At 48.1% G+C, this 26,487-nt stretch carries 25 protein-coding genes; 13 read left to right on the forward strand and 12 right to left on the reverse strand.

Features of this window, described 5'->3' with window-relative positions:
- Positions 1–441 precede the first annotated feature (441 nt).
- Complete coding sequence (locus LEUMU_RS0122700) at positions 442–1,038, forward strand: Uma2 family endonuclease (RefSeq protein ID WP_022954594.1); 597 nt, start codon at positions 442–444, stop codon at positions 1,036–1,038.
- Positions 1,039–1,042: 4 nt separating this feature from the next.
- Here LEUMU_RS0122700 and LEUMU_RS0122705 read toward each other — a convergent pair whose 3' ends face one another.
- Positions 1,043–1,441, reverse strand: a complete 399-nt coding sequence (locus LEUMU_RS0122705) for a TerB family tellurite resistance protein (RefSeq protein ID WP_022954595.1) — start codon at positions 1,439–1,441, stop codon at positions 1,043–1,045.
- 223 nt (positions 1,442–1,664) lie between these two features.
- Here LEUMU_RS0122705 and LEUMU_RS27390 point away from each other — a divergent pair, with 223 nt between their 5' ends.
- Positions 1,665–2,828 carry an efflux RND transporter periplasmic adaptor subunit gene (locus tag LEUMU_RS27390; RefSeq protein WP_022954596.1) on the forward strand — a complete coding sequence of 388 codons (1,164 nt, stop codon included), beginning with the start codon at positions 1,665–1,667 and terminating at the stop codon, positions 2,826–2,828.
- Complete coding sequence (locus LEUMU_RS27395; RefSeq protein WP_022954597.1) at positions 2,825–5,884, forward strand: efflux RND transporter permease subunit; 3,060 nt, start codon at positions 2,825–2,827, stop codon at positions 5,882–5,884. Before LEUMU_RS27390 ends, LEUMU_RS27395 begins: the two co-directional genes overlap by 4 nt.
- Positions 5,885–6,003: 119 nt before the next feature.
- Here the strand turns inward: LEUMU_RS27395 and LEUMU_RS0122720 are convergent, their stop codons facing one another.
- Positions 6,004–6,738, reverse strand: coding sequence for an autoinducer binding domain-containing protein (locus tag LEUMU_RS0122720; RefSeq protein ID WP_022954598.1), 735 nt, complete (start codon positions 6,736–6,738; stop codon positions 6,004–6,006).
- Positions 6,739–7,074: 336 nt separating this feature from the next.
- Between LEUMU_RS0122720 and LEUMU_RS0122725 the strand changes: the two genes are divergently transcribed.
- Entirely contained in the window at positions 7,075–7,434 is a 360-nt protein-coding gene (locus tag LEUMU_RS0122725) for a transposase (protein WP_022954599.1), read from the forward strand.
- An 80-nt stretch (positions 7,435–7,514) separates the two neighbouring features.
- Here LEUMU_RS0122725 and LEUMU_RS0122730 read toward each other — a convergent pair whose 3' ends face one another.
- From LEUMU_RS0122730 to LEUMU_RS27405, 3 genes are all read right to left on the reverse strand, one after another.
- Positions 7,515–7,787 (reverse strand): LysM peptidoglycan-binding domain-containing protein, encoded by a 273-nt coding sequence (locus LEUMU_RS0122730; protein ID WP_022954600.1) that lies wholly within the window; start codon positions 7,785–7,787, stop codon positions 7,515–7,517.
- A 196-nt stretch (positions 7,788–7,983) separates the two neighbouring features.
- On the reverse strand, positions 7,984–8,412 hold the full coding sequence (locus tag LEUMU_RS27400; protein WP_022954601.1) for a LysM peptidoglycan-binding domain-containing protein: 429 nt from the start codon (positions 8,410–8,412) through the stop codon (positions 7,984–7,986).
- A gap of 152 nt (positions 8,413–8,564) precedes the next feature.
- On the reverse strand, positions 8,565–9,500 hold the full coding sequence (locus tag LEUMU_RS27405; RefSeq protein WP_022954602.1) for a fatty acid desaturase: 936 nt from the start codon (positions 9,498–9,500) through the stop codon (positions 8,565–8,567).
- Positions 9,501–9,697: 197 nt separating this feature from the next.
- Between LEUMU_RS27405 and LEUMU_RS27410 the strand changes: the two genes are divergently transcribed.
- The 3 genes from LEUMU_RS27410 to tmpT all read left to right on the forward strand — a co-directional run bounded on the left by LEUMU_RS27410 (position 9,698) and on the right by tmpT (position 12,486).
- Positions 9,698–11,269 carry a DNA-3-methyladenine glycosylase 2 family protein gene (locus tag LEUMU_RS27410; protein WP_022954603.1) on the forward strand — a complete coding sequence of 524 codons (1,572 nt, stop codon included), beginning with the start codon at positions 9,698–9,700 and terminating at the stop codon, positions 11,267–11,269.
- Positions 11,266–11,778, forward strand: coding sequence for a methylated-DNA--[protein]-cysteine S-methyltransferase (locus LEUMU_RS27415; RefSeq protein ID WP_022954604.1), 513 nt, complete (start codon positions 11,266–11,268; stop codon positions 11,776–11,778). The genes LEUMU_RS27410 and LEUMU_RS27415 overlap by 4 nt, the downstream gene beginning before the upstream one ends.
- 66 nt (positions 11,779–11,844) lie before the next feature.
- A complete protein-coding gene (gene tmpT, locus LEUMU_RS0122755; protein WP_022954605.1) occupies positions 11,845–12,486 on the forward strand; it encodes a thiopurine S-methyltransferase in 642 nt (213 codons plus the stop codon).
- Here the strand turns inward: tmpT and LEUMU_RS0122760 are convergent.
- Positions 12,476–13,285, reverse strand: a complete 810-nt coding sequence (locus tag LEUMU_RS0122760) for a phosphate/phosphite/phosphonate ABC transporter substrate-binding protein (RefSeq protein ID WP_022954606.1) — start codon at positions 13,283–13,285, stop codon at positions 12,476–12,478. The two genes, tmpT and LEUMU_RS0122760, sit on opposite strands and share 11 nt — an antisense overlap.
- A gap of 29 nt (positions 13,286–13,314) precedes the next feature.
- Between LEUMU_RS0122760 and LEUMU_RS27420 the strand changes: the two genes are divergently transcribed.
- The gene (locus tag LEUMU_RS27420) at positions 13,315–14,208 is read left to right on the forward strand and encodes a LysR family transcriptional regulator (RefSeq protein ID WP_022954607.1); all 894 of its coding nucleotides are present in this window, start codon (positions 13,315–13,317) and stop codon (positions 14,206–14,208) included.
- On the opposite strand, the gene LEUMU_RS0122770 is transcribed toward LEUMU_RS27420, so the two are convergent.
- Positions 14,205–14,777 (reverse strand): DUF4360 domain-containing protein, encoded by a 573-nt coding sequence (locus tag LEUMU_RS0122770; RefSeq protein WP_022954608.1) that lies wholly within the window; start codon positions 14,775–14,777, stop codon positions 14,205–14,207. The genes LEUMU_RS27420 and LEUMU_RS0122770 overlap by 4 nt on opposite strands.
- Positions 14,778–14,887: 110 nt before the next feature.
- Positions 14,888–15,568 carry a phosphoglycolate phosphatase gene (locus LEUMU_RS0122775; RefSeq protein WP_022954609.1) on the reverse strand — a complete coding sequence of 227 codons (681 nt, stop codon included), beginning with the start codon at positions 15,566–15,568 and terminating at the stop codon, positions 14,888–14,890.
- 219 nt (positions 15,569–15,787) lie between these two features.
- Between LEUMU_RS0122775 and LEUMU_RS0122780 the strand changes: the two genes are divergently transcribed.
- Both LEUMU_RS0122780 and pntB read left to right on the forward strand, forming a co-directional pair.
- Positions 15,788–17,353, forward strand: coding sequence for a Re/Si-specific NAD(P)(+) transhydrogenase subunit alpha (locus LEUMU_RS0122780; RefSeq protein ID WP_022954610.1), 1,566 nt, complete (start codon positions 15,788–15,790; stop codon positions 17,351–17,353).
- 3 nt (positions 17,354–17,356) lie between these two features.
- Positions 17,357–18,748 carry a Re/Si-specific NAD(P)(+) transhydrogenase subunit beta gene (gene pntB / locus LEUMU_RS0122785; protein WP_022954611.1) on the forward strand — a complete coding sequence of 464 codons (1,392 nt, stop codon included), beginning with the start codon at positions 17,357–17,359 and terminating at the stop codon, positions 18,746–18,748.
- Positions 18,749–18,825: 77 nt separating this feature from the next.
- Here the strand turns inward: pntB and LEUMU_RS0122790 are convergent, their stop codons facing one another.
- From LEUMU_RS0122790 to LEUMU_RS0122800, 3 genes are all read right to left on the reverse strand, one after another.
- On the reverse strand, positions 18,826–19,599 hold the full coding sequence (locus tag LEUMU_RS0122790) for a tetratricopeptide repeat protein (protein ID WP_022954612.1): 774 nt from the start codon (positions 19,597–19,599) through the stop codon (positions 18,826–18,828).
- Between the two features lie 138 nt (positions 19,600–19,737).
- Positions 19,738–21,492, reverse strand: a complete 1,755-nt coding sequence (locus LEUMU_RS0122795) for an ATP-binding response regulator (protein ID WP_022954613.1) — start codon at positions 21,490–21,492, stop codon at positions 19,738–19,740.
- Positions 21,489–22,001 carry a putative pterin-binding protein gene (locus LEUMU_RS0122800; protein ID WP_022954614.1) on the reverse strand — a complete coding sequence of 171 codons (513 nt, stop codon included), beginning with the start codon at positions 21,999–22,001 and terminating at the stop codon, positions 21,489–21,491. The genes LEUMU_RS0122795 and LEUMU_RS0122800 overlap by 4 nt, the downstream gene beginning before the upstream one ends.
- Positions 22,002–22,114: 113 nt before the next feature.
- Between LEUMU_RS0122800 and LEUMU_RS0122805 the strand changes: the two genes are divergently transcribed.
- Positions 22,115–22,777, forward strand: a complete 663-nt coding sequence (locus tag LEUMU_RS0122805) for a response regulator transcription factor (protein ID WP_022954615.1) — start codon at positions 22,115–22,117, stop codon at positions 22,775–22,777.
- Here the strand turns inward: LEUMU_RS0122805 and LEUMU_RS0122810 are convergent.
- Positions 22,763–23,215 carry a rhodanese-like domain-containing protein gene (locus tag LEUMU_RS0122810; RefSeq protein ID WP_022954616.1) on the reverse strand — a complete coding sequence of 151 codons (453 nt, stop codon included), beginning with the start codon at positions 23,213–23,215 and terminating at the stop codon, positions 22,763–22,765. The two genes, LEUMU_RS0122805 and LEUMU_RS0122810, sit on opposite strands and share 15 nt — an antisense overlap.
- 249 nt (positions 23,216–23,464) lie before the next feature.
- On the opposite strand from LEUMU_RS0122810, the gene urtA reads away from it, so the two are divergent.
- Both urtA and urtB read left to right on the forward strand, forming a co-directional pair.
- A complete protein-coding gene (gene urtA / locus LEUMU_RS0122815) occupies positions 23,465–24,763 on the forward strand; it encodes an urea ABC transporter substrate-binding protein (RefSeq protein WP_022954617.1) in 1,299 nt (432 codons plus the stop codon).
- Positions 24,764–24,855: 92 nt separating this feature from the next.
- Positions 24,856–26,478: an urea ABC transporter permease subunit UrtB gene (urtB, locus tag LEUMU_RS0122820; RefSeq protein WP_022954618.1), complete on the forward strand. Its 1,623-nt coding sequence runs from the start codon at positions 24,856–24,858 to the stop codon at positions 26,476–26,478.
- The last annotated feature ends 9 nt before the right edge of the window (positions 26,479–26,487 follow it).

Consider the following 26,487-nt stretch of genomic DNA (forward strand, 5'->3'; position numbering starts at 1 on the left):
GATGACATAACTGGTTAAACCGGCCTGGCAGAAACCTGATGTGAACAGAGGCTAAAAAAGCCGTGTAAGCGATAAGGATGCTAGGCGCGACTGCTTCATCAAGGCCCCGTGTTATAGACGCGATAAACAGGCCGGATATACGAACGCAAACCTATCTGTCAATCAATGAGTATTGTTGTTTGCAAAACTGGAGGAGACCATATATGTTCACGCGCAATATCAATAACTTACAAAGCAATAGCTTAGTGAACGTTTCTTTATTGATTAATAACCACGTTATTTATATATCCTGCTAGGTCAATAGGTTATCTAACTTGTTGATTCTACGTGTGAACACTTACCTCAGTTAGGTATTAGTTCCATAGGTCAGAGCTCCACTTTGACAGCTGACTAGCTGAAGGCTAATCTTGTGATATCCAGCAGCGAAGAGAGTTACACGATATGAGTATCGCTTCCAAATCAACTTGGGTAAGCCCTGAGGAATACCTTCAGCTCGAAAATGATCGGGCAGATGATGGTGAGCGTTGCGAATATAATAATGGCCACGTCTACGCAATGGCTGGCGCGAGCAGAACGCACAATTTGCTCACAATGAAGCTTGCCAATAACTTATTCAATCATTTAAGTAGTAGCCCTTGTCAGGTATTTCAGTCTGATATGAAGGTCGCGATTGATGCTTTGGATGACACGCGCTATTACTATCCTGATGTGCAGGTTAGCTGCGAAGAAGAAAATGACGATTATGTAAACCGGTCGCCATGCCTGATTATTGAGGTCTTGTCAGTGAGTACCGCTCAAAAGGATCGTGCGGAAAAGCTGGCGGGATATCGGCTTATTCCAAGTCTGCAAGAATATGTGTTGTGCTCTCAGGACTCTCCATTTATTGAGACTTACCGACGCCGTACCAATTGGCAAGTTGAGCACTTTATTAGTGGGCAAACGCTGTACCTTGAGTCCGTAGAGTTAGATATCAAGGTGGATGAGCTGTATAGCTTTTGGCAAAACACTCCGCCACCCCAAGGCAACGGAGCGTACTAATTCTTTAGACCTTCGGAAACAACGCATCGCGGATACGCTCAAAGGCAGCGTATTCGCGCGCTTCAAACTTGTGTGAGGTCATCATCGAGTTGAGCGCCCGCATCAATCTCAGCTCCACGCCCGGAAAATCCGCTAGCTTTTCTTGCAGCACTTCCAAATACGTTTCAAAGTCGCCATCAAACTGAGAGGCTGCGCTATACAGCTGGCTGACTTGCTCATCATTCAACCCAAAATCATTCTTGAAGAACGCATTAAAACGCTGCTTTTCCTTATCGGTTTCTACCTGATCGGCTGAAATCACATGGTAAATCACCACGGCAAAGGCGCGTTGCAGGGTTTCATCCTGACGGTCCAGCTCGAGGTGAGAAGGGGTGTCAAACCATGCTCTTAGTTTTGTCGGCATCTTGTAGCTCCAATAATATGAGTCGCGATCATTAAATTATAACAAAAAGCGCATTGGCCGACTAATACAAGCGAGTGTTCATTCTTCGAACTAACCGGTTGGTGTATTGTCTGTTTAAGTGGCTTATTGTTTTAGGTTTGACAAGCCACAGAGCGCACCGATACTCTGCTCCTATAAGCGAATAAAACAATCTAACTATTTAAAATAACGAAAGATTCTAGCTATGAAATTGTCCTTACACCGCATTGCCTTGCGATCTGTTTGCCTCTGCCTGTTACTCAATCTTCAGGTATTTGCCGCGGATGAGCCCATTGTCGCAAAAACGACAGTCGCTCCCACGGTTACCGTCGATACCGCCAGAAAAACCAAGTTGATTGATCGGGTCTCGGTTTCCGGCACGTTAGTTGCTGGTGAGGAGGTCTATGTGAATACGCGGATCAATGGCTATGCGATTGAGAAGATCAATGTCGACATCGGCGATCAGGTGAAATCTGGTGATGTGTTAGCGGTGCTGGATGGCATGAATCTTAAATCACAGGTATTACAGGCTGAGGCAGAGTTATCCCGTTCGATGGCAGCCATTGCTCAAGCCCAAAGTCAGGTCAATGCGGCCAAGGCAACGCGGAAGGAATTAATCCTGTCATTAAATCGCTCGCAGCGTTTACGCCGTAGTGAAGTGATTAGTCAGGAAGAGTTGGATAAAGCGGTGAGTAGTTCAGACTCTTCAGAAGCGAATCTAATGAGTGCTGAAAGCGGCTTGGATGTGGCGCGAGCGCAAAGCAATCAGGCAAAGTTACAGCTGGAGTTGGCGCAATTAAACCAAGCACGTGAAAAGATTCGGGCACCGGTCGATGGGATTATTTCTGCCCGTACCGCACGCTTGGGCGCGATTGCCTCCTCCGGTGGTGAGCCATTATTTCGAATGATTGAAAATGGCGTGGTCGAGATGGAAGCGGAAGTGATTGAGACGGCCTTATCGGCCATCAGTGTGGGTAATTCTGCTGAAATGGAGATTGCCGGACTCAAACCAATGACGGGGCGGGTGCGCTTGATTTCACCCACGGTGGATGACCGCACACGCTTGGCTAAGGTTCGCATTCGCTTTCCGGCGGCTACCCGCTTACGACCCGGGCTGTCAGCTAATGGCTGGATTATTGTGAGTGAGCGCAATGTGACGACCGTGCCGATCAGCGCGATTACCACCAAAGATAATCAAGAATATGTGAGCTTGGTAATAGATGGCGTGGTTGAAAAGCGGCAAGTCACCGCGGGTGCAGTCTCCGATGATGGGCGACGTGAGATCATCTCCGGCCTTAAGGATGGCGATGTGGTCATTGCCAAAGCCGGTGCCTTTTTTAGCGATGGCGATAAGGTGACCGCACAATGAATATGTCTACCTGGGCGATTCGCCAGCCAGTCCCGACGCTGGCCTTATTTTTGGTGTTATGCCTGATTGGTTTGGTGAGCTTTGGGCGCTTACCGATCACGCGCTTTCCCAATATTGATATTCCAATTATTACTGTGAATGTGGCACAGCCGGGTGCAGCGCCATCTGAACTGGTCAGCCAAGTCACACAGCCAATTGAAGATGCAGTCTCCAGCGTTACCGGCGTCAAGCACGTCACCTCACAAGCAACCGATTCCTCAACTAGCATCACCATTGAATTTAATCTGGAAGCCGATTCTGATCGTGCGTTAAATGATATTAAAGATGCGATTGCAGGTATCCGCAGTGACTTACCGGATGCTATTTCCGAGCCTATTATCAAGCGGTTGGATGTGACGGGGCAGGCGATTTTAACCTATGCCGTATCAAACTCTAATCTGTCGATTGGGGCGCTGTCTTACTTTGTCGATAACGTCATGTCGCGTGAGCTACAGGCACTTTCCGGCGTGGGTAAAATCACGCGATTGGGAGGTGCAGACCGTGAGATTAAAGTTGAGTTGGAGCCAAACCGCCTGCTGGCTCTAGGCATTACCGCATCGGATGTGAGCAGCCAGTTAAGCGCCACCAATATCGATTTAGGTGGCGGGCGCGGAAACCTTTCAGGACAAGAGTTTAGCATTCGCGCGCTCGGTAGTGTGGATAGCATTGAGAAGCTATCAGAAACCCAGTTGGCGCTTTCCAATGGCCGCACCGTGCGCTTGGATGACTTGGGTAAGGTGATTGATGGTCCCGCAGAGGTGCGTTCATTTGCCATGAATAATGGGGAGTCGGTGGTCGCTTTTGGGGTGTATCGGGCGACTGGTGCCAGTGACATTACCGCCTCGCAGGCCGTGAAAACCAAGCTGGCTGATATCGAATCGCGCTATCCTGATTTTAAAGTCTCGTTGATTGACGACACCACGGTGTATACCGAAGGTAACTACAAAAGCGCGATGGAAACCCTGTATGAAGGGGCGGCATTGGCGATTATTGTGGTGTTGATTTTTCTGCGGGATTGGCGCGCCACCATTATTACGGCGGTGGCCTTACCGCTGTCGATTATCCCGACCTTTTTTGTAATGCAAATGCTGGGCTTCTCGCTCAACACGGTTAGCTTACTGGGCATTACCTTGGTAACGGGGATCTTGGTGGATGATGCGATTGTGGAAATCGAAAACATCATGCGGCATATCCACATGGGAAAGCCCGCCTATGAAGCTTCTACCGAAGCGGCCAGTGAAATTGGCTTAACTGTAATCGCGATCAGCTTTTGTATTGTGGCGGTGTTTGCGCCGGTGAGCTTTATGAGCGGCATTGCCGGTCAATACTTTAAGCAATTCGGGCTAACGGTCGCCGTAGCCGTGCTGTTTTCATTGCTGGTGGCGCGCTTAGTCACGCCCATGATGGCTGCATATTTTCTAAAAAGCACGGGCGTTGCCGCTGAAGAAAAAGACGGCTGGCTAATGCGCGTTTATCAACGCATTCTGCATTGGACGCTTCGCAACCGCACGATCACTTTGCTAATGGGCGTATTGATTTTTGCAGGCTCTATTTACTCAGCCACGCTGTTGCCAAGTGAATTTGTACCGGTGACGGATGAGGGGCGCTCGACCATTTCAGTGGAGTTGCCACCGGGCTCTACCTTGGATGATACCCGTCGAGTCTCGCGTGAGATTACCGCCAAAATTGCCGCTGTGGATGAGGTTGATCGGGTGTTTGTGGATGGGGGCTCCGGTGATATCACCAAGGCCAATTTCATTATCAATTACATTCCAAAATCAGATCGTGATCGCTCTGCCGTTGAGCTGCAGCGTTATATTCAAACCCTTCTGGAAGGCACGCCGGATGTACGACTGACCTATATGAAAGCTGATGGTCAGCGTGATTTTCAGCTGTCGGTATTAGGTGATAATACAGAAGCGGTGCAAGCGGCTGCTGGCCTGCTATCCAAGCAAATAAAAGGCGTTCCCGAGCTGACCAATATCACGGCTTCGGCATCTTTGGCGCGTCCGGAAATCCGCATCACGCCAAAGTCAGAACTGGCGGCGGAGTTAGGAATTACCGCCGGCGCATTGGCCTCGACCATCCGCGTGGCAACGATTGGAGATAGCAGTGCGAATCTGGCTAAATTCAATGCGGGCGATCGTCAGCTCCCGATTACTGTGCGCATGAAAGAGTCGGTGCGTGATGACTTGTTCCAGATGGCAGGTGTGCGGATTCCAAGTACCGCAGGTGACCCTGTGCCGCTAGGCGTGGTTGCAGATATTACCTTTGCCAATGGCCCGAGTACCATCAAGCGCTATGACCGCCGTGAATTGGTGACCATTGAAGGCGATCTCACTGAAGGCGCCACGCTAGGTGCAGCAGTGGAAAAAGTGAATAACTTACCCGCTGCGGTGAATATGCCAGAAGGCACGCAAATCAAAAGTGCGGGGGATGCAGAAGTCATGGCGGATGTATTCTCCAGCTTTGGCTTGGCGATGGGGGCGGGTATTTTGCTGGTGTATGTGGTGCTAGTCTTGCTGTTCTCCAGCTTTATTACACCGATTACGATTCTGCTGTCATTGCCCTTAGCGGTGGGTGGGGCGATCTTCGCGCTGTTTTTGGCGAATAAGGCAATTAGCTTACCGGTGGTCATTGGCTTCCTGATGCTGATGGGGATTGTGACGAAGAATGCGATTATGCTGGTGGAGTTTGCGATCGAAGCTATGAGTCGCAATGTGCCGCGAGATACCGCCATGCTCGATGCTTGTCATAAGCGGGCGCGTCCGATTGTGATGACGACCATTGCGATGGTGGCGGGTATGGTGCCGAGTGCTTTAGCCTTTGGAACGGGCGGCGAGTTTCGCTCGCCAATGGCCATTGCGGTGATTGGTGGTTTGTTGGTATCTACCTTGCTGTCGTTATTATTCGTGCCATCGTTGTTTAGTGTGATCAATGGTTTGAAGAATCGATTACGGCGTTTATTAGTGACGGTATTGGGCGCGAATCAGCCGCAAGAGGATTCTGCAGCTTAGAAAGTTTTAGTGGCAAATCCGGTGTTATTCTCCGGATTTGCTAGCAATTATTAGCCGAAGTGTATTTACCGGTGGCCTTTTAAAGTGGTTATTGATAGGCAGCTATTTGGCATAACGCCTTACAAAAACTCTCTCATATTTGTCATGCCAAGAATGTACATCAGCTCATTGGTTGAGATATCGCCAAACTCTCGGCGGATGGTGAGTAATACCTTTTCAGCATAGCGCTGAGTGATGCCGTACACCTCTGGAATATTCTTCATGGGCGCGCCACTCATCATATGGCGGAGCACATTCTTTTTGGTCTCACTAAGGTTTTCCAAGAGTGGGGCGATAAAGAACCGCATGTCCTCATTGGATTGGATAATGCGTGTGTGGTAACGATTCGCGCACATTTGCAGCACTTCCAGTGAGTCCTGCTTTAGCTTTTGAAAGTGATCCGCATCGTCAATTTTACTCACCACTGAAATGCCCGCGATGGCAAACGTACCATGCAGCACTAACACGGTCAGCCCGTGATAAATACCAAATTTGGCCCGTACCATTTCCTGCACGGCCCGCTCACTGTCAGTGACTTTGCCTGCATCAATCTGTTCCCACCAGTCAATCGGCTCGTCATAACCCTCAAATGCAAGGCGAATAATGAAGTCATTATTGCCGTAATTCTTTTCCAGGTAGTAATCAATGCAGGGCGCAAATCCTTCGGAACATTGGAAAACAGGCTGCACTTTGCTGTTGATGAAGACGGGCTTAGGGATGAATGAGTATAAGACACCATCATAACCAAGGCGGGTGATATCCCGCGCTAATTCGAGAAATTCGGGGTTAAATGACTCCGTTGATATCTTATCCATCTTATGACTCTTTCTATTAATTATAGGCCACTTATCGAGGGTTTTCTTGCACTCTCGTGGAGTTTCTTAGTCTCGGCTGACAAGTAACTAAAAGTGGCTAATTACTTGTTCTTCACCTGAACTTAAGCAATTTAGCACAGCTTGGCTCACTTTACCCCAAAAAAAATGATAAGCGAGGTGGCTATTATCACCGAGCTAATAATATTAACTATTTGATAATTATAGGCAAGTTGCTAGGGGTGTAGTTTTCGACCCTTGATAAGTCAACTAAAAAAATATCCAATTGCTGAGCTAACATATTTATATAAGAACGCAGTTAAAAAGGAACACTACCCAATGCCAATAACATCAAGACAAGAACGTAATATTTTACGCATGGGTGAGTTAATCAACTGGCAACTACTGGAGAGTCGCATAGGGCATCACTTTGCGCGAAAAAATTCTCCGCCGATGCGCCTGTTAATAGGCTTACTGTATTTAAGAATGATCAACAACTCGTCTTACGATGAGGTTTTAGAGAAGTGGAGTCAGTCTCCCGCATTGTCTAAGTTTTGCGGTGATGAGCGCTCAGCTAGCGGTATCAATGATATTCGCCCTTCGACCCTGAGTATTTGGGAGCGAGAGCTTGGAAGCGATGGCATCCGTTGGATGCAAGTAGCCATCACTGACTTAGGCAGCAGGCCTCGCTTGCACTAGTTCTCTCGGCAATTCCGAGGAGGGAATAATCTAACCGAATCCCCCAAGCCAGCCTATTTGGTTTTGGGGGATTTGGTTATTTAACTTAGTTTGATATCCATGCCGATTTTAATCTGGTTGGCATGATGAAGGTTATTCAGGCGCATGATTTCCTTCATTGATACTTTGTAGTGCGCTGCGATTTTCTCCAGCGTATCACCACGCTTCACCCGGTATATCTTTGTTTTAACTGGCGCTTTCGCCAGACTTTGCTTACCCGTTTTATTCGAGTCTTGGTTGCTTGCTGCCATCGTGCTTCCTGCGAAGCCAAGTGCCATCAACGCCGAAAGTAGGGAAGTCGTTAGCATTTTCATTGTGTAAATCCTTTACTAGTTAGTGCAACTGTCGTTAATTTGTTATCGGCTTGTTAGGGGAATCTCATTTGCCGATGCGCAGCAGTATGCTCCAACATTGTGTAGCCGGGCGTTAAATTTTGTTAGGGTTTTGTAAAGGTATACGAGTGGATTTATCCCCCACGCCATATCCATGGCATGAGGGATTTAGCGTTGCTTAGCTCAGTCTGATGTTCATGCCGATTTTCAGGTGATTGGCATTACGCAGGTTGTTCAGGTGCATTAGTTTATTCACTGAAATGCCGTAGCGTGTTGCGATGCGGTACAGGGTATCGCCCGTTCTTACGCGGTGAGTTCTCACTTTAACGACTTTTCGTGGTTGCTGCTTAACGACGCGTTTAACGACACGCTTTGCTGCAACGTGCTTAACGGGCTGTTTCACGACGCGCTTAACAACACGTTTAGCCGGCTTCTGTGACACTTGCTTAGTGGCAACTCGTTTAACCGCTTTCTGGTGATGGTTGCCTGTTTGTACGTGAGATTTTTTGATGACCATCGAATCTTCATGCTTCGGTGCGGCGGCGGCATTACCTGCCAATCCAATTGCCATAATCGCGGTCAGTACAGAAGTTGTTAGCATTTTCATGATGTCATTCCTTTATAAGTGAGTAGTGTTATTTTCAATTTATTAACCGGCTTGCAGTGACTGTGTAGCCGATGTAGAGAAGTATGCACTAGGCCTCTGTAAGGGTGGGTTATGACAAGGTAAAGCTACGTCAGGATTGTGTAAAGAAGGCGTTAAGCGGCTTTGGGTGCGGCAGAGTAGCGTGGGCTTTCCTTGGCATTGAGCCAGTAACGACAAGCGATTTCCCGATAGCCTGAAAAATGGTATCCGTTATTATCGGCAAGGATTTGCTCGCGCTCAGCTTTCCAGACGGCAGGAATCTTATACCAAGCCAAACCCGGATGCGCATGATGCACGGCGTGTAGATTATTGTTTAAAAAAGCCAGACTAAGTAGCGGGCAGGCTTCTACAATGACTGAGCGATGTTTGGGATCTGCTGCCAGCTGATGTTCTGCAAATGAGCGTACTAGCGAGAGCGCTAATCCGGGATAGACGAACACCAGCAGATACTCCCAAAACGAAATGCCACACACGGCGACCACCCAATACAACAACAATGCACAAGCCGCAGCGTGGACTAGCCAGCGCTTGAACGTGTGTTGGCAACCACTGAGTAATTGGCGGGACTCGCTAACCAGCAGCTGCGCCATAATGTGTATTGGTCCCCAGAAAAAGCGACCTACAAAACTGTTATAAAATTGGTAGTAGCGCTGTTTCCAGTTAGGCAACGTTTCCCATTGATCGGCGCTGATGTAATAGCTTTCCGGATCACGATCAGGATCAGTCAGGTCATCATTATTGTGGTGTTTTAAGTGGGTTTGTTTGTATAGCGAGTAGGGAATCCATAAAGTCATGGCTGGAAAAATCAATGCTTCATTAAGCCATTGCCAAGGGGTTGGATGGCCATGAAGTACCTCATGCTGCAAAGAGCCAAATAAGGTTAAGGTATAAGCCGCGAGAGGAATGATCAACCAGAGGGGAATCTGTTGGTAAAAGAAAGTGAGCAGCGCAAAGCTCAACCAAGTCACTGCAATTAAAAATACAGTGGGCCACTCAACGTGATTGGGCGTGCGAGCTTGTGATGGTTGGCGATGGGCGTTTGTGTTCAACTAGAGTCTCCAGAGGTGTGTGATTGGCTAATAGATTAGCAATGCTTAACGCATCAGAAGAACTATCAAATAATGATTTTGAAGATCAGGAAAACTGATTACTTAGAATAAGCAATCACAACAGTGCCGGAAATGGCTAATATCGCTTAGCGTTAAGCGGTAAACTGATTTTATTCAAAGCTTGGGTGATACCCGCCATGTCAGTTAATACCGTCGAAATTGAAGTCGCTAAACAGAGCGTTGGAGACAGTTTGCCGATTTCGGACTTTTCTACGCTCACTATGCAGCAATGCCAGCGCGCCAGAGTCTCGCGAGATGGTCGTTTTGATGGGCACTTTTTTGTTGCGGTGAAAACCACGGGGATTTTTTGCAGGCCTATTTGCCCTGCGAATTTGCCGCACGAGTCCAATGTGGAATATTTCGGGAATCAAGCGCAGGCGCTGCAAGCAGGTTACCGACCTTGTCTGCGTTGCCGTCCAGATAGTGCGCCGGGCTCATGGGCATGGAAAGGGGTGGAAACGACTTTTCAGCGAGCGATGACATTGATTGGGCAGGGCGAGTTGCAGCGTCATAATCTGGTTGAGCTATCCGCTCGCTTGGGGATTAGTGATCGTTACTTGCGGCAGTTGTTTCAGCAATATCTTGGCATGTCGCCTAAGCAATATGCGCAATATCAGCAGCTGATGTTTGCCAAGCAGTTGCTACATACCAGCAATATGAGTATTGGTGATATTGCGATTGCTAGCGGCTTTAATAGCGTGCGCCGCTTTAATGATGCGTTTCAGAAAAAACTTCGATTAGCTCCACGGGATACGCGTAAGCAGACTGCCGCCGCTTCAGGTCGCGCAAGCAAACAACTTCGCTTAGCCTATCGCCCGCCATTTAACTGGAGCCACTTACTTAACTTTTACCGCAAGCGTGCGATTTGTGGCATTGAAGCGGTTGGCGATGATTTTTACGCCCGTAGCTTTAAACTTGATAACGCCAAGGGCTGGTTTAGCGCTCAGCTTGCCGATAAAAATACACTGGCTATTGAGTTTGAAATTGATGATATCTCTCAGTTAAAACACATGGTCGCGCAGATTAGAAGGTTGTTTGATTTAGATGCCGATATTGCCGTGATCGAACAACACCTCAGTCAAACAGCGATTGCGCCGCTAATGAGCGAAGGGCTGCGGATACCGGGTGTATGGAATCAGTGGGAAGCGGGTGTGCGAGCTATCTTTGGCCAGCAAATTTCAATCACTGCAGCGATTACCTTATTGAATAACTTTGTGGAAAACCTGAATCAGACTAATAATGAGCTTGGCAATGAGCTTGGCAATGAGCTTGGCAATGAGCTTGGCAATGAGCTTGGCAATGAGCTTGGCAATGAGCTTGAAGCGATCAAGGCTGCGGACATGGACTCTAATGAGCTAAAAGCCAACCGCTATTTCCCCACACCAGCCGAAATTACCGCCGCCGACCTAACATCTCTAAAAATGCCACAAAGCCGCAAAGACACCTTAAAGCGCTTCGCAGAATTTATGGTTGATCACTTCGATGCGCCACCGGAAGAATGGCTGGCACTCAAAGGCATTGGGCCATGGACGGTTAGTTATGCCAAACTGCGTGGCTTATCGCCGCCAGATTGCTTTCTCTCGACAGACCTTGTGATCAAAAAAGCCATTGCCACATTACCCGAACAAAGCACTCAAGCCGAGCTTATCGACGCTTTATCACCTTGGGGCAGCTACGCCACCTTTAACTGTTGGAACTCACAGTCATGAAATATTTTACCCATTACCAAAGCCCCGTCGGCACCATTACTTTGCAAGCCAATGATAAAGGCCTGTTAGGTGCGTGGTTTGATGTTCACACGACAGCGCCCGATGACTTTGGTATCGCCTGTGATAACCACCCAATCTTGCAACAAGCCGTCACCGAGTTTGGTGAATACTTCGCGGGGAAACGCACCCAGTTTGAAGTACCAACCGATGCACAAGGCACTGACTTTCAGAAGCAAGTTTGGAAAATGCTACAGACCATTCCCTTTGGTGAAACCTGGAGCTATCAGGATTTGGCGATAGCCATTGATAATCCCAAAGCAGTGCGTGCAGTGGGCTTGGCAAACGGCAAAAATCCAATCTCGATTATTGTGCCATGCCATCGGGTAATCGGTAAAAATGGCAAACTCACTGGCTACGCTGGCGGCATTGATAAAAAGGAAAAGCTGTTAGTCTTGGAAGGGATTTTGGATGACGTATCACCCGCGCAAATGCCGCTGGATATGTCATAATTTCCGGAATAATCAGCGATACCAATTAATCATCGCAACCCAACCACTGCTAACTAAGGTTTAGATATGAAAGCGAGCTTCTGGCATCAAAAATGGGAAAATAACCAAATTGGCTTCCATGAAAGTGATGTAAATCCACTATTAGTAAAACACATCGATCAGCTGAATCTGGCAGAGGGCAGTCGAATTTTTCTGCCATTGTGCGGCAAAACATTGGATATGGCTTGGCTGTTGGATAAGGGTTATCAGATTGTCGGTGCAGAGCTAAGTGAGCTGGCGATTCAGCAGTTATTTGCAGAGTTCGATATTGAGCCGCAGATCTCAGAAGTTGGGAAATTAAAGTGCTATCAAGCTGAAGGACTGGATATTTTTGTTGGCGATATCTTTGATTTAAGCGCGGAGCAACTCGGCAAGGTCGATGCGATTTACGATCGGGCTGCTCTGGTCGCATTGCCACCAGAAACTCGCAAGCACTACACTCAACACTTGATCAATCTCACCGAGAGCGCGCCACAATTACTGCTGTGTTTTGAATATGATCAAAGCCTGATGTCTGGCCCGCCGTTCTCCATTGTGGGCGAGGAAGTGCATGCGCATTATGATCAAAGCTATGATGTTCAGCAGCTGGAATCGACTCCCATGGAAGGTGGCTTCAAAGGCACGATTGCCACCTTAGATACAGTCTGGTTACTGAACCCTACTGCTTAATGGCATCCAGCAATCGAGAATCATACACAAAGTTATCCACAATTCTCTGATAGTCATTGCTGCGATTAAATAGCCCTTTTTTGAGCAGCATGGCAGCTCTGGCGCTCTCTAAATCCGCATCATTAAACGCGGCTTCCAATGCAGCTTGCATGCGGATAATGGTGTCGGGCGAGGCGGCTGCGCTAGTCACATAAGGGTGGGCTGGCGCTTCGTCGGTTTGCCCGATAATGCGTATGCCATCCAACGCTTGCGGGCGATATTGTTTGAGTAGGTCGTAGGTTACGCAGTCAATGGCCGCCACATCAGCACGTCGCTCAATAATGGCTTCCAAGCTGGAGGCATGCGCACCACTGATATCAACCTGTTTGAAAAACTGACCCTCAACGCTATGCGGCTGCACTTTGGCAAATAATGAATTCATGCCAGAGTGTGATTCAGAGCCATTGATGATCGCCGTGTGGCCGTATAAATCTGCAATATCCTGATGCGCGCTGTCTTCATGTACCACAATCCAGCTGGAATAATGGCCGGTCGAACAGCCCTCGGCATCCCAATCGGTGATCAGCAATACACGCAGCGAATCCTTCAAGCCATAAGCCACGTCAAAGCCGCAGCACTGGCTTAGCAGTAAGTCCGGATGCTGCCAAAGTTCTTTGACTGGCACATCATGCAGCAATTGCTCCGGCACCTGATCAACACCCGCTTGCTTTAGGTGACGCGCAACGCCTTGCCACCAAGCATCGCTGGCTTTGCGAAATTCTGGAAAGTCGTACATTGGCAAGCTGGCTTGTTTATTCATTCGTCATTTCCCCGTGCTATATTGCGCGAATGATACGCTACTCTTTAAAACAACTCAGTTATTTTGTGGCTGCCGCCGAGCTACGCTCAACCTGCGCGGCGGCTCGTCAATTGCATGTGTCGCAGCCGTCGATATCGGGAGCGATTAAGCAGTTGGAAGCTTCCTTTGGCCAAACTTTGGTGATCCGGCAAAAAGGGCAAGGTATTACCCCAACTCCTTATGGGCGTGAGTTGATGCAGCGCGCCAAGCACTTGTTGAATCTGGCTAGTAATTTGGATTCGGACTGCACCACGGAGAGCGTTGGCTCAGTGTTACTGGGCTGTTTTGTAGATATCAGCCCGTATTATTTGCCAATGGTGTTGCTGAATTTAAAACAGCGCTATCCGGGAATTGATCCTCGGGTTATCAATGCCGAACTTACCGAAATTCCGGGCATGTTAAAGCGTGGCGATTTGGATATCGCGATTAGCTATGGCGTATTGCAAGAAGAAGGGCTGATTTACGAGCGGCTAAAGTCGGTGACGCCACATGCCATGTTACCGGCAGATCATGAGTTGGCTGCGCTGGAGCGTGTGCCATTAAAACGCTTGATGGAAGAGCCGTTTGTGTTATCTGATGCGCCATATTCCAGTGACTTTTTATTGATGACTTTGAGTAGTTTGGGTTATCTGCCGAAAGTCGCTCATAATGCGCAAACCTTTGAATTACAACGCGGCATGGTGGCGAATAATTTAGGCGTGTCGTTGGTGTATACGCAGCCTCTATGCTCAAGAAGCTACGATGGCAAAGAGTTGGTATACCGGCCTCTACAGGAAGAGTTACCTGCACAAAATATTGTACTGGTACGCAACAGCCACCTTGAATTAACGCCGGTGACTGCTGCGGTTTGGGAGCTAGTCCGCGAGCTTATGACAGATCTCTAAGCTTCTTGATGGCAGCTGCGATAAAGGATTTTTACTGAGAAGCTATTCACGGTTAGATAGTCTTTTTGCTCTGGCGTGCTGCGTATTAAAGCACTGGCTTTCAGGCGCAAAATACTGTCACTGCCACAAGCGGCCCATTGCTCGGTTTTATTCGATACGGTCAGGTTGTCGTGGGTACTGGCTTCAAGTACGGCTGATTTTTCGGTAAAAGGATCTGCTGAAAAGCCTGCGCTAACGCTGATATCACCACTGGAAGCATCGCCCAATGAAGCAAAGGCATGCATCGTTGTCTCGCCAACCCCGATTTGATAGCCCGCTGGCACACTAACACCGACCGCAATATCACACTTCTTACGCTCCAATTCTTGCTGATCGGTGGCGCTGCTTAAGTGAAAGGCTTTGGGAATAATGGTCAGTGAGTCCGGTGTTAATTTAACCACGGTATCGCTATCGGCTTCGCAGCCATTACCTGCATAACCGACTTCGCCAAACTTGGCTTGGCTACCGCTAAAACCGATAGCGGGGACTAAGGCGACAAGTAAGGCGAGTTGTGCAATCTGGTATTTCATGAGTCTGTTCCTTTGCTGATGTGCAAAGTTTGACAGAGGATAGTTGGCCAAGTTCTTCGATGTACCGGTCCTATTGAAAATATAAATGAGCGCTCAATAATTACGGCGATTTATTGAATGCTTAACAGCAAGTCCGGCAGTTCACTGAGTGACTGCACAATGTAATCAGGCTCCGATAGCGCAATATCTTCGCCATGGTTATAGCCGTAGGGTACTCCAACGACCCGTATTCCCGCTGCTTTAGCTGCTGCAATATCATGGCGCGAATCACCCACCATCAAGCACTGATCAATGTTGACTTGCTGAATGCTTGCCACGTGTAGTAAGGGAAGTGGATCGGGTTTTTTGCGCTCCAGCGTGTCGCCACCAATGATTTGATCAAATATGTCAATAATTTGTAAATGCCGTAATAAGGTTTTTGTAAATTCTTCGGCTTTATTGGTAATGCAGGCAACCTTATAGCCTTGAGACTTGAGTGTTTTTAATGTCTCCACGACGCCATCATAAAAAGTCGTGAACTGGCAAACGTTATTGCCATAGTACTCCCAAAAAATAGGTATGGCTTTTTCGTAAAGTTCAGGATCAGGCTCTTTATGCATATCTTGCGTTAAGATTCTTTTTATCAAGGTAAACAAGCCATTACCAATATAGTCACGTGTTTTGTCAATACCGCATAAGGGCAAACCCAAACGCTCCAAAGTGCGGTCAGCGCTCCAGGCTAAGTCGGGAATCGAGTCGACTAAAGTGCCATCTAAGTCGAACATGACCAGCTTAATTTTGGATTGTGTCATTAGGGGAGTCCTGAGGCTAAAAAGGGATTATGTCACGTGGCTTTATTTATTCGGTCTGCAATACAAATTCTATCTAAAATTTGTAAAAAGTGATATTCATCTATAAGTGCCACGTCATTCTACAGGAATTGACCGGATAACTGACAAGCCTGAGCGTGCTTAACTAGTGATGCGGCGGAGGAAGTCGGTGGCGCCAAAAATTTTTCAGGAGAACCATGTATGAAGATTTCAGTACCAAAGGAGGTTGTCAGTGGCGAACGACGCGTCGCGACAACTCCTGAAGTGGTCACTCAACTACTGAAGCTTGGATATAGTGTTGAGATTGAGTCCGGTGCGGGCGAAGCGGCCAACTTTAGTGATGCAGCCTATCAGGAAGCCGGTGCCAGCATTGCCGCCAGCAAGCACGATTGCTGGCACGATGCCGATATTATCCTGAAGGTGAATAAGCCGGATGAGAACGAAGAAGAGTATTTTAAGTCCGGACAAACACTGATTAGTTTTTTCTGGCCTGCGCAAAATGAAGCTTTGCTGCAGCGCTTGGCTGATAAAAATGTGAATGTGATTGCCATGGATGCGGTCCCCCGCATTTCCCGTGCTCAGAAGATGGATGCGCTGAGCTCGATGGCCAATATCGCGGGCTATCGTGCCGTGGTTGAAGCCTCGAATCATTTTGGGCGCTTCTTTACGGGTCAGATCACCGCAGCCGGTAAAATTCCACCAGCTAAAGTCTTAGTGATTGGTGCCGGTGTAGCAGGCTTATCTGCAATTGGTGCGGCTAGCAGCATGGGTGCGATTGTTCGCTCATTCGATACTCGTCCCGAAGTGAAGGAGCAAGTTGAAAGCATGGGCGCTGAGTTCCTGTTATTGGAATTCGAAGCGGATGAAGCCGGTGGCACCACTGGCGGCTACGCAAAAACCATGAGTAAAGAATTTATTGATGCCGAAATGGCGCTGTTCCGTGAGCAAGCCAAAGAAGTCGATATCATTATTACCACCGCACTGATTCCCGGTAGACCCGCGCCTAAGTTGATTTTGGCGGATATGGTTGAGCTGATGAAACCCGGTAGCGTGATTGTTGATCTGGCAGCAGAGCAGGGCGGCAACTGTGAGTTGACCGAGCCTGGCGAAGTGGTGGTAAAGCATGGCGTGACGCTCATCGGTTATACCGACCTCACCAGCCGATTAGCGACTCAATCCAGTCAGCTATACGGCACTAACTTACGCCACATGCTGGCCGACTTAACACCCGAGAAAGACGGCAATATCGTCCATAATATGCAGGATGATGTCATCCGTGGTGCAACCGTTACCAAAGCCGGCAAGATTACTTGGCCACCACCAGCGATTAGCGTGTCGGCAGCGCCTGCAGCAAAGGCTGCACCTGCGGCAGTTGCTGAGCCAACCAAGGCCGAGCTTAAAGCGATTGCCAAAAAGAAAGCGACGACTACCTTGGTGAGTATTTTCCTAATGATTGGCTTTTTGCTATGGGTAGGTTCAGTTGCACCGCCTGCATTTATGAGTCATTTGATCGTATTTGTGCTGGCGATTTTTGTTGGCTGGCAGGTGATTTGGAATGTTTCGCCATCCTTACACACGCCGCTAATGAGTGTCACCAATGCGATCTCAGGGATTATTGTGATCGGGGCTGTGCTGCAGATTGGGTCATCCTCATTCATTGTCTCGTTTCTGGCGGCGATTGCCGTGTTGATCGCGAGTATCAATATTGCCGGTGGTTTTTTAGTGACGCAGCGTATGTTGCGCATGTTCAGTCGTGAGGAGGATTAAGTCATGATGAATGGCGTAGTAGTCGCGTCCTATATAGGCGCAAGTATCTTATTTATCCTAAGTTTAAGTGGGCTTAGCAAGCAGGAAACCGCCCGCCGTGGAAACCTATACGGCATGCTGGGAATGGGCTTGGCAATCATTGCTACCATTCTGAGTAATCGAGTTGAGAGCTATATTTTACTGATTGTGATGATGGTGATTGGTGGCTCGATTGGTGCGGTACTGGCCAAGAGGGTTGAAATGACCGCGATGCCTGAGCTGGTGGCGGTACTTCACAGCTTTGTGGGAATGGCGGCCGTGCTGGTGGGTATTGCCAGTTATCTCGACCCCAATATGCACTTCACCGGTGCTGAGAAAACCATTCACGAAGTTGAAATTGTATTGGGTGTGTTTATCGGTGCGGTCACCTTTACCGGTTCGGTGGTTGCCTTTGGTAAGCTCAAGGGGCTGCTATCAAGCAAACCGCTAGTATTTAGCAGCCGTCATTACGTGAATCTGGGCTTGGTTGTCTTCTCAGTCATTCTGGCTGCGGTATTCCTATCCAGCGATAGTGTTGGCATGTCGATGTTTGCGCTAGTGTTAGTTATGTTGCTGGCCTTTGTCTTCGGTGCCTTGTTGGTTATGGCGATTGGTGGCGCGGATATGCCTGTGGTTATCTCGATGCTAAACAGCTATTCAGGCTGGGCCGCAGCCGCCACTGGTTTTATGTTGGCAAATGACCTGTTGATTGTGGTGGGTGCATTGGTGGGTTCCAGTGGTGCGATCCTGAGTTACATTATGTGTCAGGCCATGAATCGCAAATTCCTAAGCGTGATTATGGGTGGTTTTGGTAATACGCCAGCAGGTGCTGCAGATGATAGCGAGATTGCTGGTGAAATTACCGAAATCAAAGCCGATGAAACCGCTGAGCTATTAAAAGATGCTAAAGAGGTCGTGATTGTGCCGGGCTATGGTATGGCGGTTGCTCATGCACAGCATCCGGTATCAGAGATGACTAAGCGCTTGCGGGCTAATGGCACCAATGTGCGCTTTGCAATTCATCCCGTCGCCGGTCGTATGCCAGGTCATATGAATGTGTTGCTGGCCGAGGCCAAAGTACCGTATGACATCGTGCTGGAAATGGACGAGATCAATGACGAGTTTCCGGAAGTCGATGTAGTCATGGTGATCGGTGCGAATGACATTGTGAATCCATCCGCGAAGGATAATCCAAATAGCCCGATTGCGGGTATGCCAGTACTGGAAGTTTGGAATGCGAAAACCACGATTGTATCAAAGCGTTCAATGGCATCGGGTTATGCAGGTGTCGAGAACCCTCTGTTCTACAAAGAAAACTCGCGCATGTTATTTGGCGATGCGAAAGATAGTGTAAATGAGATTCTGAAGCGCTTGTAAGCGTGGTAGGATCTAAGCGGTAAAAAGCTGCGGCGACAATGATTGTAGGGATCGGTCGCCGCAGTGATCCGGATCAATTAATGCAAATGACCGGGGGTTGTAAACGTTGTCATTTTCGGCGCTTGATCGCCGAGTATCATATTAACTTCTGACTCATAGCCATAGGCTGCTGCAATGGCCAGCCAGTATTCTGCACGCGTCATATCAGCGGCAATGTTAGCCTCGCCGTGTAAATACAGCTCACCTAAGTCGAGAGCAACATACGGGTCTTGAGTTACTGCAAGGTTAAACCAGAAGGCGGCCTTGTCTGCTTCTCCGAAGTATTTCAGATAGACAATACCCAGATTGATTTTCATTAGTGCATGGCCACCCGTTGCGGCAGTCAGTAGCAAGTCTTCAGCGTGCTTGAGATTTTGCGGTACGCAGTTGCTGCCCTGAGATAAGATCATTCCCAGATTATAAATGCTGTGCATATTGCCTTGATCGGCAGATTCGCGGTACAGCGCAACGGCTGCTGAATTATCGACGGGTAAGCCGCCCTCACCAAACTCATACATCACGGCTAAGCGCTCTTTGGCAGGGGCAAAATTTTGCTTTACAGCCTCGCGGTACCACTGAACGGCACCATTATAGTCACGGACATCACTAATGCACTGCATTAAAACGCCGGTGTTGTGTTGAAAGGCGCGGTCGCCTTTTTCGGCTAGCTTGATAAAAGAGCCAAGTGCTGGATTATAGTTGTTAGAGCGTATGCAGGCTTCGGTGATTTTCCTAGCCTGAGTGTGCTCGATATTGCTCTCGTCGAACTGTAAATAGAGTTCACAGATTCGTGAGTTATTCTCAGTATTCATTTATTTACTCCCCAGTAATAAGATGAATTAAATGACTTGTAGCCGACGTGTGAAACGACTATTAGCTCATTTATAGATCATCTTAAAGTGAAACAACTTAGGAGTCCTCACCCTCTAGGGTGAAAATCAGATTGGCGGTTAAATGTTGCGCAAAATGCGTTGAATCGCGACCCTTAAAATGGCTGGCTTTAACGGCTTGCGGAAAACACTGTGACCGGCCTTTCGTATTTCTTCCAGTCGCTCGGAGTCTGTCTCACCGGTAACCACCATGGTCGGGGTTGCGCCTAGTATGGTTTGCACCTGTTCGATCACATCACAACCGTTATAGTTCGGGCTCAAATAGTAGTCGCTGATCAGTAGCGTTTCATTGGGATTAAAGTCATCTCGCTCATAGAGTACTTTGGCTTGGCTAATGGCTTGCTCCATAGTGGCTGCGGTAACAACCTTGCAGCCCCAGCTTTCCAGTAATACGGCCATTGAATCCAAAATGCTACGATCATCTTCAATCACTAATACCGTCAGGTTCTCCAGCGACCATTGCGCGCGCGAGCTGTCCGGTAAATTATCTTTAGCAGGCGCTTCAGCGAGGTTGAGGCCGAGCGTGAACTTGCTACCGTGCCCAGGCTCTGAGTCGAGTTGCAGTTCATGGCCTAACATTTCACATAAGCGCTTTACAATGGATAAGCCTAAGCCCAACCCTTTAGTATTATTGGCGCGGGTTTGATCGAGCTGCACAAACTCATCAAAAATGACCTGCTGATCATCCTCAGAGATGCCAGGGCCTGTGTCTTTAATGGTGACCGAAGCGCTATTAGCGGTGTGGCTGACCGATAAAGTGATCTCACCTTCATGAGTGTAATGCACCGCGTTACTCAGTAGGTTTGAGATAATCCGCTCCAGCAATAGCTCATCGCTGGTTACATACAAATCTTCTGGATTATCCAGCGTCAGCACCAATCCTTTACTATTGGCTTGCTCTACATAGCGGTCCAACATTTTATTGAGAATCGGGCTCAGCGCGATGGCTTCGTTATTCACTGTAAGCTGTTCTGCATCCAGCTTGGAGATATCCAGTACGCCATTTAATAGCTCGGTAATACTATCTAGTGAATGATGAATTCCCTGAAACAAGCGGGCATTGTCCGGCGTTTCGGCTTGCGATTGTAAGGTGCTTAATAGCAAGGTCACCGCTTGCAATGGTTGGCGCAGGTCGTGTCCGGCAACCGCTAGAAATTTAGCTTTGGCGACTTTTGCTTGTTCGGCTTTAATCAGTGCTTCTTTAGTCGCCCGCACTTGAGTCGTTAGTAATAAAATAAGGATGGCAACGATTGAAACCACCCCAAAGACTGATAGAACAACCAAGGTGCGGGAGTGCAGCGTGGAGCGTTTGAGGTAGGCTTGCTTCCAGTTGGTGCCAATGCGTATTTCACTCAATACTTCCAGCACAACCGGAATGATTTCCTGCTCCATGACCTGATCAAAGGCTCTCCAGGAGCCATCACCCGGCCGCAGTTGCATGACTAGTGGCTCAAGTGTTTTGAAGGCATTAAAGCTGTGTTGTAGCTTTTCATGAATTCCCGGAATAGTTGAAAGCACCTCATTGGTTTCTCCTTTAAGGAGAATCTCAAACTTACTCCAGCAAATATCATAAACCTCTGCGACGCCCGATTTGGTTTTGAGTGGATTGCCGAGAGAGTAGCTATCAAATGCCTGCTGCGTTTGATAGATGCACAAACGCAATTGGTAGCCATTAACCACAATATGCCTGACCTTGCGCGTGTAATCGTCGGTCTCTTCGGCATGTTGCTTATAAGCGCTAAATAGCATGGCGCCAAAGGCTAATAAGACAATAAAGATCAGCAGGTAGTGCGGGGTTTTTGACGCTGAGGTCATAACACCTCAATCATGGATAGTTGCCACACGGAGCGGCTATTGATTTGCTTCTTCTTAAGTTGTTGTCGCTCATCCAATGGATAAATCAGCCACAGCGGGCCTTTGCTGCGAATCTTCATGTATTCACCGTGATTTTTCAGCGCAATCAAGGTGCGGTGTTCATACATGTCTTCAACCGGTACACTCGCCGAGTAGTCATCGATGCCATGCACTCTCAATTGGCCTTCAGTGACGCCAACCAGTTCAAATATTGCCTTGGCAGGGACGCCTTCAAACTGCTGTACGCCATCGGTCCAATAGGTTTCAGTGTCTAACTTGACCATGCCCAAGGCTTCCAGCATTTCGCGGTCAAAGCTGGCAATACCGTCGCCATTACTGTGTTTAATATTGCCCGTAATCGTGAGTAAAACTTTACCTTTAGGCGCGGGTAATGTGTCTGCAATGGCCGTCAACGGGAGCAGGAGTAGCATTAATACCGAGCTTAGCAACAGGTTTAACGAACTTGACATATATATCTCCGAAGCTTGAAAATAAGATTCTCTTAGCGGCTTTCTGCGAAATTATAAGAGCATGAGGCTCTTGGTGCTAGTGGTTTTGGCGTATTCTTAATTATGGAAGATTTATGAAAATAATACACGTAGATGATCATACGCTGTTTACCGAAGGCTTAAATGCAGTACTGACCCGGCATGATCCCAGCTTAGAGGTGATTAGTACGATTAGCGCGCGTGAAGCGTTGGAGATTCTTGATATTCAGAAGGCTGAGGATGATCTGGCTGATTTGCTGCTAGTGGATTTACACATGCCAGAGCTGGATGGCTTTGCTTTTTTGCAGGCGGTTGAGCAGCGCGACTTGTATATACCGGTGGTCATTATTTCTGCCAGTGAAGACTTATGGGATATTCGTGCGGTCATGGATGCTGGTGCAACGGGCTTTATTCCTAAGACTTACAAGATCGACCAGATCGTTGGCATTTTAGACGTGATTATGAAGGGAGAGGTGTTTCTGCCCGATGATATCCGAGCTGGCATCGCACATTTGCCCAAGCAAAAGCCGGTCGACATTATTGATCGCTTAATGGCGCACTACAATCTAAAGGCTCGCCAAGTAGAAGTGCTACGGCTCATGCAGGAAGGTTATAGCAATGATGATATTGCGACTATTATGTATTTAAGCCCCAATACCATCAAAACTCATGTAAGCACGCTGCATAATGCCTTTGGTGTGAAAGACCGCTTTAACTGCGTGCGCTTCGCTGAAAAAGTGGGATTACTGAACCACTGAGTCCGCAGGCTTTGCCGCGCTATCGGAGTAAGGGATAACCGCTTTGCCATCCTTAATCCAACTGTTAATCCCTCTGCTCACATTGTGAACTTGGCTGTAGCCCAGCTTACGATCTAAAAACTGACTGACCATTCCGGTTCGTCCACCGACAGCACAAATCAAAATAAACGGCTTATCTTTACCCGCAATTTTATCCAAGTCGGCAATCCACTTTTCTAAATCATAATCCCCGTTTTCATCAAACAAGGTGAGTAAATGGCTGCCCTCGATAATGCCAGTTTGCTGCCATTCTGACTTCATGCGCACATCGATGACCGGTATGCCTTGTTTAACCAGCTCCTCGGTTTTTTGGTTATCGATATTAATGATTTCAGCCTGCGCGCTCAGGCTTGAGAGTGCGAGTAGGGCGGCTAGGCTCAATGTATGAAGTAATTTCATGAGGTTATTATCCGAAGTGATTATTTTATTCTCAATGATATAGGACTCACGACTTGAGGAAAACATTCCCTTTTAATGCATAAAAAGTCGCTTTTTGGTGCGCCAATCGCTTTTCCTGTTCTGTCGTGGTGCGGCGAATGCGTGACCTTGGATTACTAAAGGCTTGGCACCTTGTACCTTAACGGAATGTTAATGTTGGCACGCTTCATGCATTGAAGCTTTCTGAGTCTATTAACCTGAGATTAAGCGATGAAGAAACAGATCAAAGTAATGCTGGCGTCAGTTCTGACTGCCGGATTTGTGTTTGGATCAGCGGCAAATGCTGCAAGCCACTCAGAAGGTGAAACGATTAAAGTAGGGGTGCTACACTCCTTGTCTGGCACCATGGCCATTAGTGAAACCACACTAAAAGACACCATGCTGATGCTGATTGATCAGCAAAACAAAAAAGGCGGCCTGTTAGGCAAGCAACTGGAAGCGGTAGTCGTTGACCCAGCTTCAGACTGGCCGCTATTCGCGGAGAAAACCCGTGAGCTGCTGACTAAAGATAAAGTAGATTCTATTTTCGGATGCTGGACCTCAGTTTCTCGTAAATCAGTATTGCCGGTTATTGAAGAGTTGAACGGCTTGCTGTTCTACCCGGTTCAGTACGAAGGTGAAGAGTCGTCTAAAAACGTATTTTACACCGGTGCTGCGCCAAACCAGCAGGCAATTCCTGCGGTTGATTACCTAATGGCTGAAGGCGTAAAGCGCTGGGTGCTGGCGGGTACGGACTATGTTTACCCGCGTACCACTAACAAGATTTTAGAGGCTTACCTGAAATCAAAAGGTGTCGCTGGCGAAGACATCATGATCAACTACACGCCGTTCGGTCATTCTGACTGGCAGTCCATTGTTGCTGATATCAAGAAATTCGGTGGCGAAGGCAAGAAAACAGCCGTGGTTTCTACCATCAATGGTGATGCTAACGTGCCATTCTACAAAGAGTTAGGTAACCAAGGCGTATCGGCTGAGTCGATTCCGGTTATCGCATTCTCAGTGGGTGAAGAAGAGCTGTCTGGCTTTGACACTAAGCCTTTGGTTGGCCACTTGGCGGCATGGAATTACTTCATGAGCGTTGAGAACGATGACAACGAAGCCTTTATCAAAGAGTGGAAAGCCTTCACTAAAGACGATAAGCGCGTCACGAATGACCCAATGGAAGCGCACGTAATCGGTTTCAACTTGTGGGTTAAAGCCGTTGAAAAAGCCGGTACTACGGATGTTGATGCAGTAGCTAAAGCCATTATCGGTTTAGAAACTCCAAACCTAACCGGTGGAATTGCGAAAATGCTGCCTAACCATCACATCACTAAGCCAGTATTGATTGGTGAAATTCAGGAAGATGGCCAGTTTGAAGTCGTTTGGGAAACCGAAGGTACGGTTGCTGGCGATGCGTGGTCTGACTTCTTACCGGGCTCTAAAGATCTGGTCTCTGACTGGACCGATGCGAAAAACTGCGGTAACTACAACACCGTAGAAGAAAAGTGTTTGGGTGCTGTTAACTAAACTCCTCTCCGTGTTCTCTTCAGCACTTGTTCGCGCCCACTCTTAATCGGTGGGCGTGAACTTCTTCAAACATCTCACCAGAGGTGACATCCGTGCAGCAAAACAGATATGCCATCCGGTATTGGGTTTTTGCCTTATTACTCAGCTTGTTCAGTGGATTATTGACGACGGCAAATGCCGATGAATCCGTACTGCAAGCGGGTATCGAAAACCTGCTAGCCAAAGGCTTCAACCAGAAAATTCAGGGCGCAAAGCAAGTTGCCGAGAGTGGCGATGAGCGAGCTGAACAAATCCTAAAAGCATTGCTCGATAGGCAGCTTTTCTCCGTCAAATCAGATGATACTTTAGTGTTCTTCGACGAGGACACTGACCCCACACAAGCCAAGCAAGTCATAAGCGGCGAGATGCTACCAATCAGCGATGACGTTAAGCTTTCAAGAATTCGAACCAATAACAAAATGCGCGGGCAGATTAATCAGCTGTTGGCGCAGATCCAGTTATCCAGCCCCAGTGCAGAGAAGCGATTGGCGGCGGTGAAAGCCATCACTGGTAAAGCCGATGCAGAGCAGGTGGAGCTGGTCAGCGGTTTATTAAAAACCGAGCCTGATGTGCTTGTGCAAAAGGAAATGCAAACGCTGATCTCCTTATCGGAGTTGAGCTCGGATGAGCCAGAGCGGGTACTGGCGGCGATTGGGCATTTAAAAGGCAATCTGAACCAGCTGGTACGCCCACGTTTGGAGTCCTTAGCCGAATCGGATAATAAGCAAATTGCCGATGCGGCCACGCAGACCTTGGTCTCGATCAATGAAAAAGTGAAGTGGTATGGTCACCTCGAAACGCTGTTCTTTGGCCTGAGCTTAGGCTCGGTATTAGTACTGGCGGCGATTGGTCTGGCGATTACCTTTGGTGTCATGGGTGTCATCAATATGGCGCATGGCGAGCTGATCATGATTGGCGCGTACACCACGTACAGTATTCAGCATTATATTTTACCCAATTACCCAGGCATCGCCCTGGTGCTATCCATTCCGGCGGCCTTTATTGTGGCGGGTTTGGTGGGGATTGTGATTGAGAAAACCGTGATTCGTCATCTCTATGGACGGCCTTTGGAAACACTGCTGGCGACCTTCGGGATTAGCCTGATCTTGCAGCAAGCGGTACGCAGTATTTTCTCACCACTGAATCGCTCAGTGGAAGCGCCAAGCTGGATGTCTGGCTCGATTCAAGTCAATGAAGTGCTGTCACTAACCCTGAATCGTATGTACGTAATTGCCTTCTGTTTGGTGGTATTCACCGCGCTATTTTTAGTGTTAAAGAAAACCTCGCTGGGCTTACAAGTCCGAGCCGTTTCACAAAACCGTGGCATGGCGCGTGCAATGGGCGTTAAAGCCTCAAAAGTGGATGCCATGACCTTTGGTTTGGGTGCCGGTATCGCGGGCATCGCCGGCGTGGCCTTATCTCAGCTGACCAATGTCGGCCCGAACTTAGGGCAAGGCTACATTATCGACTCCTTTATGGTGGTGGTATTTGGTGGCGTGGGTAACTTATGGGGAACCTTGATTAGTGGCTTCACTTTGGGTGTTGCAAACAAATTTATGGAGCCTTGGGCGGGTGCCGTGTTGGCCAAAATATTGGTACTGGTATTCATTATTCTATTCATTCAGAAACGTCCGAGGGGCTTGTTCCCTCAAAAGGGACGTGCGGCAGAGAACTAAGGAGCGGCG

This window comes from Leucothrix mucor DSM 2157 (genome assembly GCF_000419525.1).
In the GTDB taxonomy this organism is placed as follows: Bacteria; Pseudomonadota; Gammaproteobacteria; order Thiotrichales; family Thiotrichaceae; genus Leucothrix; species Leucothrix mucor.